16 protein-coding genes and 1 tRNA gene are annotated in these 20221 nt (G+C 72.9%); 4 read left to right on the top strand and 13 right to left on the bottom strand.

Going from position 1 to position 20221, the window contains the following annotated elements:
- Position 1: 1 nt before the first annotated feature.
- Positions 2–649 carry a dephospho-CoA kinase gene (coaE, locus tag NR073_RS04445; protein WP_036315330.1) on the bottom strand — a complete coding sequence of 216 codons (648 nt, stop codon included), beginning with the start codon at positions 647–649 and terminating at the stop codon, positions 2–4.
- Complete coding sequence (gene coaE / locus NR073_RS04440; RefSeq protein WP_230277977.1) at positions 646–3015, bottom strand: dephospho-CoA kinase; 2370 nt, start codon at positions 3013–3015, stop codon at positions 646–648. Before coaE (NR073_RS04440) ends, coaE (NR073_RS04445) begins: the two co-directional genes overlap by 4 nt.
- 154 nt (positions 3016–3169) lie before the next feature.
- Between coaE (NR073_RS04440) and NR073_RS04435 the strand changes: the two genes are divergently transcribed.
- Both NR073_RS04435 and NR073_RS04430 read left to right on the top strand, forming a co-directional pair.
- Complete coding sequence (locus NR073_RS04435; protein ID WP_036338614.1) at positions 3170–3871, top strand: YigZ family protein; 702 nt, start codon at positions 3170–3172, stop codon at positions 3869–3871.
- The gene (locus NR073_RS04430) at positions 3864–5081 is read left to right on the top strand and encodes a methyltransferase (RefSeq protein WP_230277976.1); all 1218 of its coding nucleotides are present in this window, start codon (positions 3864–3866) and stop codon (positions 5079–5081) included. Before NR073_RS04435 ends, NR073_RS04430 begins: the two co-directional genes overlap by 8 nt.
- Positions 5082–5216: 135 nt before the next feature.
- Here NR073_RS04430 and rpsA read toward each other — a convergent pair whose 3' ends face one another.
- From rpsA to polA, 3 genes are all read right to left on the bottom strand, one after another.
- Entirely contained in the window at positions 5217–6674 is a 1458-nt protein-coding gene (gene rpsA, locus NR073_RS04425; RefSeq protein WP_036315338.1) for a 30S ribosomal protein S1, read from the bottom strand.
- Positions 6675–6816: 142 nt separating this feature from the next.
- Positions 6817–8190: a GNAT family N-acetyltransferase gene (locus NR073_RS04420; protein ID WP_135019263.1), complete on the bottom strand. Its 1374-nt coding sequence runs from the start codon at positions 8188–8190 to the stop codon at positions 6817–6819.
- A complete protein-coding gene (polA, locus tag NR073_RS04415; protein ID WP_230277975.1) occupies positions 8174–10987 on the bottom strand; it encodes a DNA polymerase I in 2814 nt (937 codons plus the stop codon). Before polA ends, NR073_RS04420 begins: the two co-directional genes overlap by 17 nt.
- Positions 10988–11054: 67 nt before the next feature.
- On the opposite strand from polA, the gene NR073_RS04410 reads away from it, so the two are divergent.
- Positions 11055–11573, top strand: a complete 519-nt coding sequence (locus NR073_RS04410; RefSeq protein WP_127435055.1) for a PaaI family thioesterase — start codon at positions 11055–11057, stop codon at positions 11571–11573.
- A gap of 31 nt (positions 11574–11604) precedes the next feature.
- Here NR073_RS04410 and NR073_RS04405 read toward each other — a convergent pair whose 3' ends face one another.
- The 7 genes from NR073_RS04405 to NR073_RS04375 form a co-directional block, all read right to left on the bottom strand.
- A complete protein-coding gene (locus NR073_RS04405) occupies positions 11605–11982 on the bottom strand; it encodes a monovalent cation/H(+) antiporter subunit G (protein WP_041102700.1) in 378 nt (125 codons plus the stop codon).
- A gap of 13 nt (positions 11983–11995) precedes the next feature.
- Positions 11996–12280 carry a monovalent cation/H+ antiporter complex subunit F gene (locus tag NR073_RS04400; protein ID WP_127435056.1) on the bottom strand — a complete coding sequence of 95 codons (285 nt, stop codon included), beginning with the start codon at positions 12278–12280 and terminating at the stop codon, positions 11996–11998.
- Positions 12277–12711, bottom strand: a complete 435-nt coding sequence (locus NR073_RS04395) for a Na+/H+ antiporter subunit E (RefSeq protein WP_010078748.1) — start codon at positions 12709–12711, stop codon at positions 12277–12279. The genes NR073_RS04400 and NR073_RS04395 overlap by 4 nt, the downstream gene beginning before the upstream one ends.
- A gap of 38 nt (positions 12712–12749) precedes the next feature.
- Complete coding sequence (locus NR073_RS04390; RefSeq protein ID WP_010078749.1) at positions 12750–14420, bottom strand: monovalent cation/H+ antiporter subunit D family protein; 1671 nt, start codon at positions 14418–14420, stop codon at positions 12750–12752.
- Complete coding sequence (locus NR073_RS04385) at positions 14417–14848, bottom strand: cation:proton antiporter subunit C (RefSeq protein ID WP_010078750.1); 432 nt, start codon at positions 14846–14848, stop codon at positions 14417–14419. The genes NR073_RS04390 and NR073_RS04385 overlap by 4 nt, the downstream gene beginning before the upstream one ends.
- Positions 14845–17718, bottom strand: a complete 2874-nt coding sequence (locus tag NR073_RS04380) for a DUF4040 family protein (protein WP_044658966.1) — start codon at positions 17716–17718, stop codon at positions 14845–14847. Before NR073_RS04380 ends, NR073_RS04385 begins: the two co-directional genes overlap by 4 nt.
- Before the next feature lie 70 nt (positions 17719–17788).
- Positions 17789–17870: transfer RNA gene (locus tag NR073_RS04375), tRNA-Leu, on the bottom strand.
- Between the two features lie 177 nt (positions 17871–18047).
- On the opposite strand from NR073_RS04375, the gene NR073_RS04370 reads away from it, so the two are divergent.
- Complete coding sequence (locus tag NR073_RS04370) at positions 18048–18644, top strand: ANTAR domain-containing response regulator (RefSeq protein ID WP_010078752.1); 597 nt, start codon at positions 18048–18050, stop codon at positions 18642–18644.
- Positions 18645–18662: 18 nt separating this feature from the next.
- Here NR073_RS04370 and pyk read toward each other — a convergent pair whose 3' ends face one another.
- Positions 18663–20150: a pyruvate kinase gene (gene pyk, locus NR073_RS04365; RefSeq protein ID WP_256748654.1), complete on the bottom strand. Its 1488-nt coding sequence runs from the start codon at positions 20148–20150 to the stop codon at positions 18663–18665.
- Positions 20151–20221 lie beyond the last annotated feature (71 nt).

The following is a 20221-nucleotide window of genomic DNA, read 5'->3' as shown; positions in this document are numbered from 1 at the left end:
GTCAGTCCGCCGAGGGCTCAGCCGCGCCGGGGGCGAGGAACCGGTCCCACACCTGGTTCGCCACGGACGCGAGCCGCTCGAGGTCGGCGTCGTTGACGATGACCACGTCCGCGACGGCGCGCCGCTGCTCGTCCGTGGCCTGGGCCGCGATCCGCGCCTCGGCGTCCGCGCGGCTCATGCCGCGGTCCTCCACCATCCGGCGCAGGCGCTCCTCGAGCGGAGCCTCCACCACGATCACGAGATCGAACGCGTCCGCCTGCCCGGTCTCCACCAGCAGCGGCACGTCCTGGACCACGACGGCGTCCGGCCCGGCCTCGGCGACGATGCGCCGGGCCGCAGCCCTGATCCGGGGGTGCACGATGCGGTTCAGGCGCTGTCGGGCGCCCTCGTCCCCGAAGACGATGCGGGCCATCTCGACGCGGTCGAGCTCACCGTCCGCGGTGATGACGCGGTCCCCGAACTCGTCCTGGACGGCGGCCAGCCCATCGGTGCCCTTCTCGAGGACCAACCGGGCGAGGGCGTCCGAGTCCACCAGGAGCGCGCCACGCTCCTGCAGGACGCGGGCCACCGCGGACTTGCCGGCGGCGATCCCGCCGGTCAGGCCCACATGGACGCGCGGCCGTTCGGCCACCGGGTCGGTCTCGGTCATACGCGCTCTCCTCGGGCAGCCTCGAGCTGAGGCTGGATCTTGGCCTCCCAGTATGCCCGGACGGCCTCCTTCAGGTCCTCGAGCGAGCCGTCGTTCTCGATCACGGTGTCCGCGATCTCGGCCCGCTCCTCGTCCGCCGCCTCCTCATCGATGAAGGCCCAGGCCTGCTCGCGGGTCATGTCGTGGGACTCCATGAGCCGGGCGACACGCACCTCGGCGGGAGCGGAGACGGCCAGTACCTGGTCGAAGTCGTGCTCGGAGCCGGTCTCGGCCAGCAGGGCCAGGTCGACCACCAGCACGGAGTCCTCGCCGACCTCGCGAGCCCGGCGGTTCGCCTCGTCGCGCACCGCCGGGGCGACGATCTCGTACATGCGCGTCCGGGCGGTCGAGCTCTCGGCGGTGAGCCGGTTGAGGGTGCGCGCGTCCAGGGTGCCGTCCGCGCGGACGATGTCCTCGCCGAAGACCGAGCGGAGCTCCTCGAGCACGGGGCTGCCGGGCACGAGGATCTCCCCCATCAGGTCATCGAACTCCACGACGACGGCCCCCAGCCGCTCGAGCTCCGCGCCGACCTCGGTGCGGCCCGAGGCGATGCCGCCGGTCAGGCCGACGGTGACGAGGGCCTTGGCCGCGTCGATGCGCTGCTGGTGCCACGTCTTCGGGGTGTGCGTGTCGTTCTCCGGCTCGGTGCCGACCTCGAACTCGGGGCGGATCACGAAGTCCGAGACGTCCACGCCGTCCTCGGTGGCGCGGCGGCGGTACTCCTCGACCGGCAGCACCTGCTTCCACTGGCGGGTCCGCATGGGCCGCGCGGCACCCGCGTCCTCGCGCAGGGCCTGCAGCAGCAGTGCGGCCTGCGTGACGGTGATGAGCAGGATGGGCAGGCCGATCACGATGATGACCTCCTGCAGCGCCGCCAGGCCGTTCTCGCCCGCGGTGAGGATGATGGCCGCGCAGACCGCGCCGATGGACACGGCCCAGAACACGGACTGGCGGCGGGGCGCGGCATCCTCGTGGCCATTGGCCATCGCGTCCATCACGAGCGCGCCCGAGTCGATCGAGGTGATGAAGAACAGCGTAATGACCACGAGCGCCACGACCGCGACCACCGTGTAGAGCGGCGTGCCCTGCAGGTGCTGGAACAGGGCGGCCTGGACGTTGCCGTCGGTGACGATCGTCTGCGTGAGGTCGCCGCCCTGGCCCGGCGCCGGCGCGGTGGCGCGGTCCGACTGGAACGCGGAGTAGCCGTAGATGCCCATCCAGATGATGACGAACGCCGTGGGCAGGCCCAGGCCGGCCACGATGAAGGAGCGGATGGTGCGGCCGCGCGAGATGCGGGCGAAGAACATCCCCACGAAGGGCGCCCACGTGACGGTCCAGGCCCAGTAGAAGACGGTCCAGTCACCGGACCACTGGCCCGAGTTGTACGTGTCGTTGTAGGTGGAGAGCACGGGCAGCATGGAGGCGTACTCGCCGATCGCCTGCACGGTGCCGCGGATGACGTCCATGCTGGAGACGGCCCACATCAGGACGTACACGAGCAGGGCGATCGCCAGCAGGATGTTGGCGTAGGACAGCCGCTTGACGCCCTTGTCCATGCCGACCAGCACGGAGGCCGTGCCCACGGCGGTGACGACGGCCAGGATGAGCGCCTGGACCCAGCCGGCCACGGGGGTGCCCAGCACGTAGTTCATGCCCGCGTTGATCTGCAGGGCGCCCAGGCCCACGGACACGCCGAGGCCGAACACGGTGGAGACCACGGCGATGATGTCGATCGTCTTGCCGATGGGGCCGTGGATGCGATCGCCGAGGAGGGGCTGGAAGGCGGAGGACACGCGCGGGGGCAGCTTGCGCTTGTACGTGAAGTAGCCGAAGCACAGGCCCGGGACGAGCAGGATCGCCCACATGTGGATGCCGAAGTGGAAGTTCGCGATCGCCATGGCCTCCGAGGCCGCGCGGTCGGAGAACGGCTCCGTCCCCGCCATGGGCGGGTTGGCGTAGTGGTTCATCGGCTCCGCGATGCCCCAGAACATCAGCACCGCGCCGACGCCGGCGGCGAACATCATGCCGAACCAGGTCAGGCCGGAGTACTCCGGCACCGCGTCGTCGTCGCCGAGCTTGACCCGGCCGTACCGGGTCACGGCGAGGATGAACAGGAACGCCACCAGCAGGGTCAGGCTGAGGGTGTAGATCCAGCCGACGTCGTAGCGCAGCCAGCTCGAGACCACGCCGAAGGCCGCCTGGACCGGGCCAGGGAACAGGCCCATCGCGGCGGTGAAGAGCACGACCGCGGCGGCCGAGCCGAAGAAGATCGCCGGACTCGTGCGGAGCCCCAACGTGTCGTGCAGGCGAGTGAGCGGGGAAGTCATGAGTCTCCCGGGACAGGGTCGTGGGAGGCCCGCGGCGGCACGCGTGCACGCTCACCGGTGGGCCGGTGCCGGGTGGCACGGTCGCCCACTGTACCGAAGCTCACGTCCGGGCTCGACGGCGTGCCCGTCCTCGGCCAGCCCCTAGGGTGGGGTCATGCCCGATCCCGCCCCCGCCCCGACCGCGCGCTGCACGGTCCTGCCGGCGTCCGCCCGCGACCCCGACGGCTGGCTGGAACGGGAGGTGGAGACCCGCCGCAGCCGCTTCCTCACCTACCTCGGGCGCGTCGATGACGAGGCGCAGGCCCGCGAGATGGTCGCCGTCCTGCGGCGCCGGCACCACGACGCGCGGCACGTGTGCAGCGCGTTCGTCCTCGGCCCCGCCCGGGACCGGATGCGTTCCAGCGACGACGGCGAGCCCGCCGGCACGGCCGGCGTCCCCATGCTCGAGGCCCTCGTCCAGCGCGAGACCGCGCCGGGGCGGACCGACCTGACGGACGTGTGCGCCGTCGTCGTGCGCTGGTTCGGGGGGATCAAGCTGGGCGCCGGGGGCCTGGTGCGCGCCTACTCGGACTCGGTGTCCGGGGCGCTCGACGCCGCCCCGCTGCGCACCCGCTCCCGGCTGGCCCTGCTCGCGGTGGAGGCGCCCCACACCGACGCCGGCCGGTGGGAGAACGAGCTGCGCGCGGCGGGCGTGTCGGTGCTGGAGGCGAGCTACGGCGCCGCGGCGGTACGCCTGACGGTCGGCGTGCCGGACACCGAGGAGGCCCGCGCGGCGTTCGCGGAGCGGCTCGCGGACGTCACGGCTGGCGCGGGGCGTGCGGAACGGATCGGAGAGGACTGGGTGGACCATGAGTGAGCCGCTGCCCCGGGGGGTCACCCCCGATGTCGCCCACGGCGGGCTGCCGGACGACCTCACCGCGGGCGTGGACTTCGCGGCGCTGGATCGGTGGCCGCTGCCGCCCGAGCCCGACCGCCAGGCCCACGACGCGGCGGACCTGCTCCTGCTCGACACCCTGGCCGGGTGGATCGCGAGCGGGCACGTCCCCGGCCCGGTGGCCGTCCTGGAGGACCGACACGGCGCCCTGACCCTGCCCCTGCTCACGGCCGGCCACGACGTGCGGGTCCACCAGGACGACGCCTCCGCCGAGCGCTCGCTGGACGCGAACCTCGCCGCGTGGCGCGCCGCCGGTCGCCTCGGCGGGGAGGCGGGCGAGCTCGAGCGAACGGCCACGCCCGAGGACGCGGCCCGGGGAGCCCGGACGGTCCTGCTGCCGCTGCCCCGCTCGCTCGACGAGCTCGACCGGCTGTCCCGGATCGCGGCGGGCGCGGCCGACCCCGGCGTGGTTCTGCTGGCCGGCGGCCGCGACAAGCACATGAGTCCGCGCATGAACGGGGTGCTCGGCGCGGCGTTCGAGGACGTCGTCACCGGACGGGGACGCCGCAAGGCGCGCGTGCTCACGGCCCGGGGCCCGCGTCCCGACGTGACCCCCCGGCCGCCGGAGGAGGCCGACCGCGACGTCCCCGGCGTGGGGAGCCTGCATCTGGTGGCCCACGCCGGCGCCTTCGGTGGTGCCGCCGCCGACCCGGGCTCCCGTCTGCTGCTCGCCTCGCTCGCCGACGACCCGCGCCCGCCCGGGCGCGTCGTGGACCTGGGCTGCGGCAACGGGCTGCTCTCGGTCGGGGCGGCGCGGCTGTGGCCGCACGTCACCGTGCTGGCCACCGACCAGTCCGCCGTGGCGGTGGCCTCGACGCTGGCCACGGCCCGCGCGAACCGCGTGGCGGACCGCGTCCGGGCCGTGCGCGACGACGCCCTGGCCACGTGGCCGGACGGGACGGAGGAGTGCGTGCTCCTGAATCCCCCGTTCCACGACGGCAACGCCGTGGACCCCTCCGTGGCCCACCGGCTGGTGGCGGCCGCGGCGCGGGTGCTGGAGCCGGGCGGCCGGCTGTGGTGCGTCTGGAACTCGCACCTGCGGTACCGGCCGGTGCTGGAGGACCTCGTCGGGCCGACCCGGCAGACGGCGCGCGACCGCACGTTCACCGTGACGGTCTCCGAGCGCCGCTGAGCGCGGCCGCCGGGTCCCGTCCGCTCCCCCGCGGCCAGTCCCCCGGGACGCGACGACGCCCCGCCCCTCCGGAGGGAGGGACGGGGCGTCGGGTGCTCGGCGCGGGCCGTCAGGGACGGCCACGCACGGCGGCGATCAGTTGCCGGTGAGCTTCTCGCGCAGGGCGGCGAGGGCCTCGTCGGAGGCCAGGGTGCCTCCGTCCGAGGACGGGGCCTCGGAGGAGTAGGACGAGCCGCCCAGGCCCGCACCGGCGTCGGCGCCGGCGGTGGCCTCCTCCTGGAGGGAGCGGCGCACCTGCTCCTTGTGGGCCTCCCAGCGGGCCTGAGCGTCGGCGTACTGCTGCTCCCAGGCGGCGCGCTCGGTCTCGAAGCCCTCCATCCACTCGTTGGTCTCGACGTCGAAGCCCTCGGGGTACTTGTAGTTGCCCTCCTCGTCGTACTCCGCGGCCATGCCGTAGAGCGCCGGGTCGAACTCGGTGCCCTCGGGGTCCACGCCCTCGTTGGCCTGCTTGAGGGACAGGGAGATGCGGCGACGCTCGAGGTCGATGTCGATGACCTTGACGAACAGCTCGTCGTTGACCGACACGACCTGCTCGGCGGTGTCGATGTGGCGCGAGGCCAGCTCCGAGATGTGCACGAGGCCCTCGATGCCGTCCTCCACGCGGACGAACGCACCGAACGGCACGAGCTTGGTGACCTTGCCCGGCACGACCTGGCCGAGGGCGTGGGTGCGGGCGAAGAGCTGCCACGGGTCCTCCTGGGTCGCCTTCAGCGACAGGGAGACACGCTCGCGGTCCATGTCCACCTCGAGGACCTCGACGGTGACCTCCTGGCCCACCTCGACGACCTCGGACGGGTGGTCGATGTGCTTCCAGGACAGCTCGGAGACGTGCACGAGGCCGTCCACGCCGCCCAGGTCCACGAAGGCGCCGAAGTTGACGATGGAGGACACGGTGCCGTTGCGGACCTGGCCCTTCTCCAGCTTGTGGAGGAAGTTGGAGCGGACCTCGGACTGGGTCTGCTCGAGCCAGGCGCGGCGGGACAGGACCACGTTGTTGCGGTTCTTGTCCAGCTCGATGATCTTCGCCTCGAGCTTCTGGCCGATGTAGGGGGCCAGGTCGCGCACGCGGCGCATCTCCACGAGGGAGGCCGGGAGGAAGCCGCGCAGGCCGATGTCGAGGATGAGGCCGCCCTTGACCACCTCGATGACGGTGCCCTCGACGACGCCGTCCTCCTCCTTGATCTTCTCGATGTCGCCCCAGGCGCGCTCGTACTGGGCGCGCTTCTTCGAGAGGATCAGGCGACCCTCCTTGTCCTCCTTGGTGAGGACCAGGGCCTCGACGGTGTCGCCCACGGCCACGACCTCGTCCGGGTCCACGTCGTGCTTGATGGACAGCTCGCGGGACGGGATGACGCCCTCGGTCTTGTAGCCGATGTCGAGCAGGACCTCGTCGCGGTCCACCTTGACGACGGTGCCCTCGACGAGGTCGCCATCGTTGAAGTACTTGATGGTCGCGTCGATGGCGGCGAGCAGGTCCTCGGCAGAGCCGATGTCGTTGATGGCGACCTGCGGGGCGTTGGAAGTGGTGGTCATGTAGGAGGGACTCCGTTGGGATCGGGGGTCACGTCGGGATCGATGCCGCCGGTGGGCGGCATCCGGGCACCAGAGGGGCCCCACCCGGCGTGGGTCGTGATGGACATGTATCAAACGCGCACGAATGTGCTCGTCCAGCGTATCAGAAGCCGACGAGGGTGTGCAGGGGTCGGCTGGGTCGCACAAGCCCGTCGAACGCCTCCGCCGCGCCGGCCCGCAGCTCCGCCACGACACCGGCCTCCGCCAGCACCGCGGCGCCGGCCCCGCGGGAGTGCCCGCCGAGCCAGAGCGCGGAGAACCGGGCCGCGTCGAGCCGGAGTCCCGCGCCCAGGCCCACGGCGTCGGCCGCGGGGCCCAACCGCTCGGCGGCGCCGCGCCCCTGGCGGACGGTGAGCCGCCACGTCCCGTCGATCGCGCCGAGCGCGTCCTCGACGGCGACGACGACCTCCCCGTCGCCCGCCCAGCCACGGGCCGCCATGGCGGCGGGCAGGTTCAGGACCCGCAGGTACAGGTCGTCGGAGCCGCGGTGCCGACTCACCCGCCGCTCGTCGACGAAGAGCGCCTCGAGCCAACCGGGCTCGGGCGCGCGGCCCCACTCGATCCGCTCGACCAGGTCCAGTCGGGCCAGGTGGTGGACGAGCCCGCGCCGCGCGTCGGCGGTCGCCGCGAGGAACGCGGTGACGGTGATCGTGGGCGGCTCCTTCTCCCAGCCCTCGAACCGATACAGCGCGACGCCCTGGACCCGCCCGTCGTCGTCGCGGTGGACCGCCGCGTACAGCCCCGAGCCGCGCCCCTCGTTCCGACTCGCCTCGCGGTCCTCCCAGCGAGGCACGCTGAACGAGGTCCGCTGGACCGAGCCCGGGGTGGCCGGCAGCACCCGCCCGTACAGCTCGTCCACGAGGCCGGGGATCTCCCGCGGCTCCTCGACCGTGACCCGCCCGCCGGCCGGGGCGCCCGTGAACGCGGGGGCGCCCGAGACGTCGATCCGCACGGCGTGCCACCGGGTGGCGGCCCCGAAGCCGAAGCGGCCGTAGATGGCGGCCTCGGTCGCGGTCAGGGCGGCCGCGCACAGGCCGGCGTCGCGGGCGTCCGCGAGGGACCTGAGCATCATGGCCCGCAGCACGCCGCGCCGGCGGGCGTCCGGCGAGACGGTCACGTCGGTGATCAGCCAGGCGTCGACGGTGCGGCCGGGCCACGTGGTCAGCGGCTGCACGAAGTCCTCGAAGGTGGCGGCGGGGCGGCGGGCCGCCGGGTCGTCCCCCGGCGCGTAGACGCCGAGCCGGCGCCGTCCGTCGGCCGCGTGGGCCTCGAGCTGCTGGCGGAGCGCGGCGCCCGTGGGCACCGTCTCGTAGAAGCCCCGTTCGACCGCGGCCGCGAAGTGCGATGCGGCGGGGTCCTCGGGGCCGAGGACCCCGAGGTCGCGCAGCGCGAGGCCGTGCTCGCCGAGCCGGTCCTCGGCGGCGTCGGCCAGCCGCCGCAGCGACGGACCCTCCGGCGCGTCAGTGTGCGGCGTCATGCCAGCTCCTTCCCTGGCCGACGTGCACGTCGAGCGGCACGGAGAGCTCGGCGGCCCGGCCCATCCGCTCCTTCAGGAGCGCCGTGGCCTTGTCGAGCTCGGCGGCCGGGACCTCGAGGATGAGCTCGTCGTGGACCTGCAGCAGCAGGCGCGAGGCCAGCCCGTGCTCCTCGAGGCCGGCCTGCACGTCGAGCATCGCGCGCTTGATGATGTCCGCGGCCGAGCCCTGGATGGGGGCGTTGAGCGCGGCGCGCTCGGCCATGTCCCGCAGCTGACGGTTGTCCGAGCTGAGGTCCGGGAGGTAGCGGCGGCGCCCCTCGATCGTCGAGGTGTACCCGTCCTGTCGGGCCTGCGCGACGACGTCGCGCAGGTAGTCGCGCACGCCGCCGAAGCGGTCGAAGTAGCCCTTCATGAGGCCGCGCGCCTCGTCCACCGAGATCTTCAGCTGCTTGGACAGCCCGAAGGAGGACAGCCCGTAGGCCAGGCCGTAGCTCATCGCCTTCACCTTGGCGCGCTGCTCGGCGGTGACGTCGTCCGGGTCCACGCCGAACACCTGCGAGCCGACGAACGAGTGCAGGTCCTCGCCCTCGCGGAAGGCCTGGATCAGCCCCTCGTCCTCGGACAGGTGCGCCATGATGCGCATCTCGATCTGGGAGTAGTCGGCCGAGAGCAGCACGGCCTGCTCGCCGGCCACCTCGTCCGCCACGAACACCTCACGGATGCGGCGGCCCGCCTCGGTGCGCACCGGGATGTTCTGGAGGTTCGGGTGCAGCGAAGACAGCCGGCCCGTGGCGGCGGCGGTCTGCGAGTAGGTGGTGTGGATGCGGCCGTCCGTGGCGACGGTCTCGAGCAGCCCCTCCACGGTCTGCCGGAGCTTCGTGGCGTCACGGTGGGCCATCAGGTTCTCGAGGAACGGGTGCCGGGTCTGCTCGAGCAGGTCCTGCAGCGAGTCCACGTCCGTGGAGTAGCCGGTCTTCGTCTTGCGCGTGCGCGGCATGTTGAGCCGCTCGAACAGCACCTCCTGCAGCTGCTTGGGCGAGCCGAGGTTGACCTGCATCCCGCCGGTCTCCTCCGCGACGGACGCCCACGCGGACTCCTTGGCGGCGTCGGCGGCGTCGGTGAAGTCCTCGCGTAGGCCGGTCAGGGCGTCGACGTCGACGGCGATGCCGGTCAGCTCCATCCGGGCGAGCAGCCGCGAGAGCGGGATCTCGAGCTCTTGCAGCAGCCGCTGGGCCCCGCGGTCGAGCACCTGGGGCGTGAACTGGGTGGAGAGACGGCGCACCACCCAGGCGGCCCGCACGGCGTCCGCGGCGCGGTCCGCGCGTTCGGCGGCGGCCTGCCCGCCGTCGAGGTCGAACGTCCCCTGCGCCCGCTGCTGCGCGGGCTCGCGCGGGGCGGTGAGGGGGGTGTGCAGATGCGCCTCCGCCAGCGCCTCGAGCGAGGTGTCCCGCTGGTCCGGCTGGATCAGGTAGGCCGAGAGCAGCACGTCGTCCACCACGCCGTCCAGGGCCGCGTCCGGGCCGAGCCCGTCGCCCTCGGTGGGCGCGGCCAGCGCCTTGAGCGTGCGCTTGAGGTCGTGCACGGCCTTGGCCAGTCCGCCCTCGCCCAGGGCCTCGCGCACGGCGGCCACCAGCGCCGGGTCCGGGGCGTCGCCGTCGAGGGTGACGTGCAGGCCCGCGTGCTCGCCCACCAGCGCGACGCCGACGGGCGTGCCGAACGTGCCGGGCACGGGCACCTTGCGGCGGGGCAGCAGGGCCGGGCCCTCGACGTCCACGTGGACGCCGAGCAGGTTGCCGGCCTCGGCGGCGAGGAAGGATCGCACGTCCTCGGCCGTCGTCGCCTCGGTGAACTCCGGGGCGGCCTCGACCTCGGGGGGCGGCGCGTCCTCGCCCACCCGCTCGCCGAACACCTCGAACACGCGCTCCCGGATGCGGTTGAACTGCAGCGCGTCGAACAGCTCCTCCACGGGCTCGCGCTCGGGCATCTCGAGCCGCATCGCCTCGAGCCCGATCGGCAGGTCGAGGTCGCGCACGAGGGCGTTGAGGCGGCGGTTGCGGCGCACGTCCTCGAGATGCTCGCGCAGCGCCTCCCCCTTCTTGCCCGTGATCTCGTGCGCGTGTGCGAGCACGCCGTCGAGGTCCCCGTACTGCTTCAGCCATTTCGCGGCGAACCCGGGACCGACGCCGGGGACGCCGGGCAGGTTGTCCGCGGCCTCGCCGACGAGGGCCGCGAGCTCGGGGTACTGGGCGGGGGCGACCCCGTACTTGGCCATGACGGCGTCCGCGTCCATCGGCGGGATGTCGGAGACGCCCTTCTTGGGGTAGAGCACGGTGGTGCGCTCGGAGATGAGCTGGAACGCGTCCCTGTCACCGGAGACGACGACGGCCTCCCACCCCGCCTCCTCGGCGCGCGCGGACAGCGTGGCCACGATGTCGTCGGCCTCGTAGCCCTCCAGCGTGAGCGTGGGGATGCCCAGGGCCTCCATGACCTTCACGGTCAGCTCGATCTGGCCCGCGAACTCCGCGGGCGTCTCGGAGCGGCCCGCCTTGTACTCACCGTACTCCTCGGAGCGGAACGTGGGCCCGGAGAGGTCGAACGCCACGGCCACGTGCGTGGGCCGCTGCTGCCGGATCATGGTCAGGAGCATGGCGGTGAAGCCGTACACGGCGTTCGTGTTCTGGCCCGTGTCCGTGGCGAAGTTCTCGGCGGGCAGCGCGTAGAACGCGCGGAACGCCATCGAGTGTCCGTCCAGGACCAGCAGCCGCTGCGGGGCCTCTGGGGTCGGATCTGCCGCCATGGGTGCTCACGTCTCCTCTCGGCGCGCGGCGCGGGGCGCGCCGGTCGCGTGTGCCAGCCTAGTGCTCATGAGTGAGCACACCGAGACCACCCCCGCCGCCTCCGAGCGCGTGTACCGCCCCGGCGTCACCCCCGAGCTGAGCCCCGCCGAGCTGGAGGCGGCCTGCGCCGAGGCCGGTCTGACGCCCGAGCTTGTCACCGCCCTCGGCGGCGCGGCGATCAGCCCCCTCGCCCAGAAGATGGGTCTGCGCTTCCTCGAGCTCACGGCCGAGCGCGCCGTCGCCACGCTGCCCGTGGCGGGCAACGAGCAGCCCGTCGGGCTGCTGCACGGCGGCGCCCACCTCGTCCTCGCCGAGTCCCTGGGCTCGATGGCCGCGAAGATCCACGCCGGGCCGGACCGCAACGTCGTCGGGGTCGAGATCAGCGCCACGCACCACCGGGCCGTCCGCTCGGGCCTCGTGACCGGCACCGCGACCGCCGTCCACCTGGGCGGCACCCTCGTCACCCATGAGGTGGTGATGACGGACGAGCAGGGCCGGCGGCTCTCGACCGTGCGCATGACGAACATGCTCCTCGACGCGCGCTGAGGCACGCCGCCCGGGCGGGCCGGCCCGTGCCTCAGTCCATGTCCGGAAGGCGCGGGGCCGCTCGGCCACCCTCGCGGCCGGGGGTATCCTCGGCGAGCTCGTCGTAGTGCCCCGGATTCATGGGCACCCCAGTGAGGTAGGCCGAGCGGCCCAGGGCCATGGTGGCCACCGAGGCCGAGCCCAGCTGCAGCACCAGGATCAGGGCCACCTTCACGAACGCGGCCACCCCCGGGGCCAGTAGCAGGGCGCCCACCACGATCAGGATCATCCCGACGCCGCCGGCGGTGCCCACGGCGGAGACGCGGGTGTAGGGGTCGGGGAACCGGATCAGACCGAGTCCCGCGGTGACGAACGCAAGGGCTCCGATCACCACGAGCACGGAGCCGGCGGCGGTCAGGACGACGTCCACGGGTGCGACCTCCTCAACGCTCGCCGCGCGTGAGCGCGCGGGCCAGGGACATGCCGGACAGGAAGGCCACGACCGCGGCGATCAGGACCAAGTCGAACGTCCACGGGTTGTCCGCCCGGACGCCGAACAGCACGAGCATCCCGAGCACGCTGAACGTGAGCAGGTCGCCCGAGACCGCGCGGTCCGCGTCGAGCGGGCCCACCACGATCCGGTACGCGGACACGAGCGCCGACACGGTCAGCAGCGCGATGGCCAGGTCGATCCCCACCAGGGACCAGTCGTAGGCGAAGGGCATCATGCCACCCCCGTCTTCCGCATCGCGTGGAGCATGCGCGCCTCCATGTCGTGGATCTCCGCGCGCAGGGCGTCGGCGTCGTCAGCGTACAGGCCGTGCACGTAGAGCAGGCGCCGCGCGTCCGGGTCACCGTCCTCGTCACCGACGGCGCCGGCACGCCGGGTGCCCAGCGTCAACGTGCCGGGCGTCAGGGTGATCAGCGCCGAGAGCAGGGTGACCTCGGCGTCCGTGCGGCAGTTGCTGCGCACGCGGGCGATGCCCGAGCGCGCCTGGACGCCGGGGGTGACGAGGTCCTTGATGACCGCCTTCGAAGAGGTCACCAGGGCCCACGCGTACCAGCACCAGAACACGAGCCACCGCCAAGGCCAGGACACGGCGGAGGCCGTGCCGGGCGCCAGGTCGACGGTCCCGTCGGCGGGGGCGACGGTGTGCATGGGGGCGTCTCCTTCCGGAGGCTGCGGGAGTGCGGTGCTCATGGGTTGAGCACCGCCTCGATGTACCTGCTGGGGTCCATCAGGCCCTGAGCCGCGAGGTCGGTGACGGTCCACAGGGCCTGACCGCCGAGCCCGAGGGCGAGGGTGGCCATAGCTAGGACGACGGCGGGGGCGGCCAGCCGGCCTGGGATGCGGGAGCGCGTGACGTCCTCGTCCGGATCCACGGTCACCGGCAGCACGCCCGTGGGCGGATCGAGGGTTTCCTGCGAGGCCCACGACTCGGTGCGCTCGTGGTCGGTGCTCGAGCCGCGGCCAGAGGGCGACGGCACGGAGCCCGCCCGGCCCACGATGGGCATGGCCGCGGTGGCCAGGCGCTCGCGGTGCCCGTGTGGGGCCGTCGGAGCGCCCCAGAACCAGGCGTCCCACACCCGCAGCAGAGCCCACAGGCTCACCAGGGAGGCGCCCAGCACCAGCGCAGCGGTGACACCGCGGCCGGCGTCCAGGCCGGCGCTGACGAGCATGAGCTTGCCCACGAACCCGGAGAAGGGCGGGATGCCGACCAGGGAGAGCAGGCCCACGAAGAAGGCGACGGCGATCAGCGGCTCGCGCCGGGCCAGGCCCTGCAGGTCCGCGAGACGGCCGGTGCCGTAGCGCACCTCGATCGCGCCGGCCGCCATCAGGAGGCAGCCCATCGCCACCATGTGGTGCACGAGGTAGAACAGGCCCGCCGCGAGACCCAGGCGCGTGGAGAGCCCGAGTCCGACGAGGATGCCGCCGATGCCGCTCACCATCTGCCACGACAACACGGCGCGCACACCGTGCTCACCGACCGAGGCGAGCGCACCCACCACGAGGGTGGCGAGGGACAGGACCAGGATGAGCGGCAGCAGACGCGCATCGCCGTCGTACATGACGGAGTAGATCCGGTAGAGCCCGTACACGGCGACCTTGGTGTGCAGGGCGGCGAAGAGGGCCGTCACCGCCGGGGAGGTCGAGGAGTACGCCCAGGCCAGCCAGCCGTGCAGCGGGGCCACCGAGGCCTTAATGGACAGTGCGAACAGCACCATGCCCGCGGCGATCGCGATGCGTGGGTCCGCCGCGGCGGACCCGGCGAGCATCGCGAGGTTCACCGAGCCGGTCAGCCCGTAGACGAAGCCGACGCCGACCAGAAGGATCGTGGAGGTTAGCAGGTTGAGGGTGACGTACAGCCGCGCCCCGTCCACTCGGCGCAGGGGCTCACGGCGGTTGGCGGAGAGGACGTAGAGGCCGTAGCTGGGCACCAACATGACCTCGATGAACACGAACAGGTTGAACAGGTCCGCCGTCAGCAGGGCGCCGTTGACTCCGCCGATGAGGATCAGGAGCAGCGGGGCGAAGAACTGGGAGTTAGCGACGCGGGAGCCGTAGGCGAACGCCGCGCCCACGATCGTGAGGGCGCTCGTGAGCACGAGCATCAGGGCGGACAGCATGTCCGCTGCGAAGCCGATCCCGATGCCCCCGGGCCAGCCGCCCAGCGAGGTGGCGAGCACGGACCCGTCGAGGGCGTGGACGCCCAGGGCCAGCCCGCCGGTGGTGACGAGTCCGAGCACCGCGAACAGGACTGCCCGGTGGAGGCGGGGACGCTCCCCCGCCAGCACGAGCAGACCGGCGGACAGCAGCGGGACGGCGGCGAAGAGGGGCAGCAGCTGGCCCAGCGGGACGGCGCTCATCGACGCACCTCCGGGCCCTGGCCGGCGTAGTGCTGCGCGATCCGGCCGGCCGCGGCGTGCCGCTCCTCGCGCGGGAAGCGTGCGTCGGCGGCGGCCTGCTCCAGGGAGTCGCGGGTCTCCCCCGGCGAGGCCACCGCGTCGTCCGCGCGCCCGGTGACGGCCAGCGCGAGCAGCAGCACGGTGATCGCGAAGGCGATCACGATAGCGGTCAGGACGAAGGCCTGCGGCAGGGCATCGGCCTGCACCTCGACGTCTGAGGTCCCCGCGAAGGGCAGCCCGCGGCGGTCGGTGCCGCCCGCGGCGATGATGGCCAGGTTGGCGGCGTGGCCCAGCAGGACCATGCCGAGGATCACGCGCAGCAGCTCGCGCTTGGAGAACAGGTAGAACGCGCCGAAGGTCAGAAGTCCCACGGTAAGGGCGACGGTCATCGGGTGACCTCCTCTCGTGCAGTCGTGGTGGTCGGGGCCGAGGGATCGGAGGACGGGGCCGCCGGCGCGACGCCGGGGTCACGGCTCGAGGCGCGGAGCGGGTCCTCACCCGGCCGCTCGGGGCCGAGCAGGGAGAACGCGGCCACGATCAGGCCGATCACGGCCAGGTACACGCCCATGTCGAACGCGAGCGTGGTGGAGAGCCCGTAGTCCAGGACCTTCACTCCCGCGGCTCCGAGGAAGCCCTTGCCGGTGAGGTAACCGACGATCCCCGTCGCGGTGCCGACGGCGATGCCCGAGCCGATGAAGGCCAGGTACGGCCACCGCAACTCTGGGGCCGTGTCCGAGTCGGCGGCCAGGTAGAGCAGGGCGTAGCCGGCACCGGCGACCAGTGCGGCGATGAAGCCGCCGCCGGGCTCGTAGTGCCCGCGCAGCAGCAGGAACGCGGACAGCAGGATGATCAGCACGCCGAAGACACGGCCGAACACCCGGATGTGGACGAGGTTCTCGCGCACGTGGGCGAGTGGGGAGCGCATGTCCACGGCGGAGGGCTGTGGAGGCGTCGGCCGACGGTTGAGCAACAGGGCCGCGATGGTCAGCGCCGTCGCCCCGAGCACGGTCATCTCGCCCCACGTGTCCACGGCGCGGAAGTCCACGAGGATCACGTTCACCACGTTGGTCCCCCCAGCCTGGGCATAGCTCTGGGTCAGGTAGAAGTGGGCGATCTCCGACATGCTGGAGCGGCCGGTGAACGCGAGCACGCCCAGGGTCGCGGCGACGCCGGCGACGGAGGCGGCGAGGACCGCCTGCATCCTGCGCGGGGTCGGCTCGTCGCTGAAGCGGGCGGGCAGGCGGCGCAGCAGCAGCACCATGACGCACACCGTGAGCACCTCGACCATCAGCTGGGTCAGGGCCACGTCCACGGCGCCGAGGGTGAGGAACCACAGGGTCATGCCGAACCCTACGACGCCGACCACCACCATGGCGGCGATGCGCGTCTTGGCGCGGATGGTGGCGATCACGCCGGCACCCACCAGGACGACCAGCACCCAGTCGTGCCAGCGCGAGGGCTGGCCGACGACGGCGGGCAAATCCTCGATCGTGGCGACACCGGCCACGGCGAGGAGCCCCAGGACCAGGGCGGGGATGAGGAGGTGGGGGCGGGGAGCCAGGGTGCCGGAGGCGCGCGAGACGACCGCGCCGACGCCGATCAGCCGGTGCCGAACCTCGTCCACCGCATCCAGGGCGGAGAACGGCAGGGCGGCGTGGGAGGCCACGCGCTCCACCGGGCGGCGCAAGGCCACCAGCAGCAGACCGAGCACGATGATGGCGGCGGAGACGAGCAGGGCCGTGTTCACGCCGTGCCACAGCGCCAGGTGCGCGTGCACCTCCGCGCCGGAGGCGGCCTCGGCCGCGTAGGAGACGGGGGTGTCCAGCACACCGGGCAGCAGGCCCAGGGCCACGCCCGCGGCCGCGGCCAGCACGGGCACGCCCCAGAAGGTGGCAGGAGCCTCGTGGACCTCGTCCTCCCGGCCGGTCGGCCACGAATGGGCGGCCCCGTCCGGGCTTGGACCCCAGAGGCCCAGGGCGCCGAGCACGAGACGGCCGGAGTAGGCCACGGTGAACACGGAGGTCAGGGCGATGCCGGCGGTGACGAGGACGGGGAGCCATGCGGGACCGGGGGTCCCGAGAGCGGCCTCGACCAGGCCCTCCTTGGAGATGAAGCCGAACAGCGGCGGGATGCCCGCCATCGACAGGGCGGCGACGGCGATCGCCGTGCCGGTGACCGGCATGCGCACGTGGCGGGCCGCGAGCTCTCGCAGGTCGCGGGTGCCGGCCTCGTGGTCGACCACGCCGATCAGCATGAACAGCGCCGACTTGAACAGCGCGTGCGCCACGGTGTGCACGATCGCCGCGGTAAGCGCGACGGGGGTGCCGATGCCGATGGCGGTCACCAGCAGGCCCAACTGGCTCATCGTGGAGTAGGCCAGCAGACCCTTGAGGTCGTGGCGACGGATCGCGGAGACGGCGCCCAGCAGGGCCGTGATGAGGCCCGAGCCGATCAACAGCGCGGACCACACCGGGTTCCCGGCCAGGACCGGGCTGAACACCAGCAGCAGGAAGATGCCGGCCTTGACCATCGCCGCGGCGTGCAGGTAGGCGGAGACCGGGGAGATGGCCACCATGGAGTCCGGCAGCCACGCCTGGAACGGGAACTGGGCGGACTTGGTGAACGCGGCCACCGCCAGCAGGACGGCGACCGTGGTGGTGAAGCCCGCCTCGGACCACACGTCCGAGGCCAACACCCCGGACAGCGAGGCAGTGCCGGTCCGCACGGCCATGAGGGCGACGGCGGCCAGCAGCGCGAGGCCGCCGCCCACGGTCACGAGCAGGGTCCGGATCGCGGGGTCGCGGGCATGGTCCCCCGAGCGCCCGATGAGGAAGAAGGAGGTGAAGGAGGTGAACTCCCACGCGACGAAGAGGACCACGATGTTGTCGGCGAGCACCAGCAGCAGCATCGACGCCGCGAACGCGGTCATCAGCAGGTAGAAGGAGCCGGGTCGGCTCTCCGTGCGGTCCCGACTGAGGTACCGGCTGGAGTAGGCGAGGATCGCGGCGCCGATGACGAGGACGATCATGGCGAACACCAGGGCCAGGCCGTTCAGCCGGAGGTCGAGGTCCACCCCGACCGCGGGGATCCACGGATGGTGCTCCGTCCGGACGTCGCCCGTCCACGCCGCGATCAGCACGCCGGCCGCGGCCAGCAGGGGTGCGGCCAGGACCCAGCCCGCGTCCCTGCCCAGCGCCCGGGAGGCCGGGACGGCCGCCACCACCGAGAGGAGGGTCAGCAGGAGGCTGGTCAGGAGCACAGGACACCACTCATCTCGGGTCGATCGGTCACGGACACGGCGCCCACGGCGGGTGGCCGCGCGCCGACGGTGCCCGAAGTGGGACTCGAACCCACACGCCTCTCGGCACCGCATTTTGAGTGCGGCGTGTCTACCGATTCCACCATTCGGGCAGTGCCGCCCGGAGGCGGGACTCGATCACCCTATCAGCGCCCCGACCCGGCGTCCCCGGCCTTCCGGCGGGGGGGTCACCGCCGCCGCGCCCGCGCCGCACTCATCGCGCACGGTAGCCTGGTGGACCACCAGCGGCGCCGCACCGACGCCGTCCCGGCCCGCGCGAAGGAGCTGCCGTGTCCACGCTGACGCCTCCCGAGGAGACCGGCCTGCGGGCCGTCGTCGCCGAGGACGAGACCCTCATCCGCCTCGACCTGGTGGAGGTGCTCACCGGGGCGGGCTACCGGGTGGTCGCCGAGGCCGGCGACGGCCGCGCCGCCGTCGAGGCCGTGCGCGAGCACCGCCCGGACATCGTGGTGATGGACGTGAAGATGCCCGTGATGGACGGCATCGCGGCTGCGGGCGAGATCGCCGGGGAACGGCTCGCCCCCGTGGTCATGCTGACCGCCTTCAGCCAGCGCGAGCTGGTGGAGCGCGCCCGGACCGCCGGGGCCATGGCCTACGTGGTCAAGCCCTTCACCGAGGCCGACCTGGTCCCCGCCATCGAACTGGCCGTGGCCCGCTTCGACGAGCTGCGCAGCCTCGAGGCCGAGGTGCGGGACCTGGGCGACCGCCTGGAGACCCGCAAGATCGTGGACCGGGCCAAGGCGCTGCTCCAGGAGCGGATGCGCCTGACCGAGGCCGAGTCCTTCCGCTGGATCCAGAAGACCTCCATGGACCGGCGCCTGACCATGCGGGAGGTCGCGCAGGCCGTCATCGACCAGGTCGGCTGAGCGGCGCCCGCGCGCTCGTCAGAGCGGGGAGCGGGCCGGCCAGAAGCCGACCGGCTCGCGCGTCTGCGGCGAGGCGGCGGACGAGCCGCCCGCGGCGTCGTCGCCCACGCGGTGCACGCGCAGCGTGTTCGTGGAGCCCACGGCCCCGGGAGGGGACCCGGCGGCGATGACCACGAGGTCGCCGTGCTGGGCGATGCCCTCCGATGTGAGCGACTGCTCCACCTGGAGGGTCATCTTGTCCGTGGAGTCCTGGAACGGGACCATCTTCGGGTAGACGCCCCAGGTCAGGCACAGGATGTTGTGCGTGTGCTCGTGGTGGGTGAACGCGTAGATCGGCTGACGCGGCCGCAGGCGGCTGAGCCGACGGGCCGAGTCGCCGGACTCGGTGAACGTGGCGAGGAACGGGATCTCGAGCTGGTTCGCGACCTCGACGGCGGCCCGGGTGATCGCGCCGCCGCGCGTGCGGGGACGCGAGCCGAGCGGGTGGATGAGCTCGAGGCCGTGGGTCTCGGTGGACTCGATGATCCGGGCCATCGTCTGGACCGTCTCGACCGGATACGCGCCCACCGAGGTCTCGCCCGAGAGCATGACGGCGTCCGCGCCGTCGAGCACGGCGTTGGCGCAGTCCGAGGCCTCGGCGCGCGTCGGGCGCGGGCTGTCGATCATCGACTCGAGCACCTGCGTGGCCACGATGACCGGCTTCGCCCAGCGGCGGGCGAGGTCCACTGCGCGCTTCTGCACCACGGGCACGTCCTCGAGCGGCAGCTCCACGCCGAGGTCGCCGCGGGCCACCATGATGGCGTCGAACGCGTCCACGATGGCCTCGAGGTTCTCCACCGCCTGGGGCTTCTCGATCTTGGCGATGACCGGGACCCGGCGCTCCTCCTCGTCCATGATCTCGTGCACCCGGTCCACGTCCGCGGCGTCCCGCACGAAGGACAGCGCCACCATGTCCACGCCGGTGCGCAGCGCCCAGCGCAGGTCCCGCTCGTCCTTCTCGGACAGGGCCGGCACGTTCACCGCCACGCCGGGCAGGTTGATCCCCTTGTTGTCCGAGACCATGCCCGGCACCTCGACCTCGGCCAGCACGTCCGTGTCCGTGACCTCGACGGCGCGCAGGCGCACCTTGCCGTCGTCCACCAGGAGCACGTCACCGGGGGCGACGTCCCCGGGCAGCCCCTTGTGGGTGGTGCCGACCAGCTCGCGGGTCCCGGGCACGTCCCGGGTGGTGATGGTGATCCGATCGCCCCTCTCGAGCAGATGCGGGCCGTCGGTGAAGCGGCCGAGGCGGATCTTGGGGCCCTGGAGGTCCGCGAAGATCGCGACCGGGCGCCGCTCCTCCACGCTCAGCCGACGCACCCGCTCGTAGGACGTCTCATGCGCCGCGTGGTCGCCGTGGCTCATGTTGAGGCGGACGACGTCCGCCCCCGCGCGGATGATGGCGCGGGTGGTCTCGTCGGAGTCGGTGGCGGGCCCAAAGGTGGCGATGATCTTCGCGTGTCGCATGCGACCCACGATAGGGGGCGGGCCCGCCCTCGGTGGAGGGCGGGCCCGCGTGGCGTCGGAAGATGAGACGG

Origin of the sequence: Micrococcus sp. Mcc28 (assembly GCF_024519775.1) — a bacterium.
GTDB classification, from domain to species: Bacteria; Actinomycetota; Actinomycetes; order Actinomycetales; family Micrococcaceae; genus Micrococcus; species Micrococcus luteus.
The sequence above is the reverse complement of the archived record's forward strand: the minus strand, read 5'-3'. Positions and strand labels throughout refer to the sequence as shown.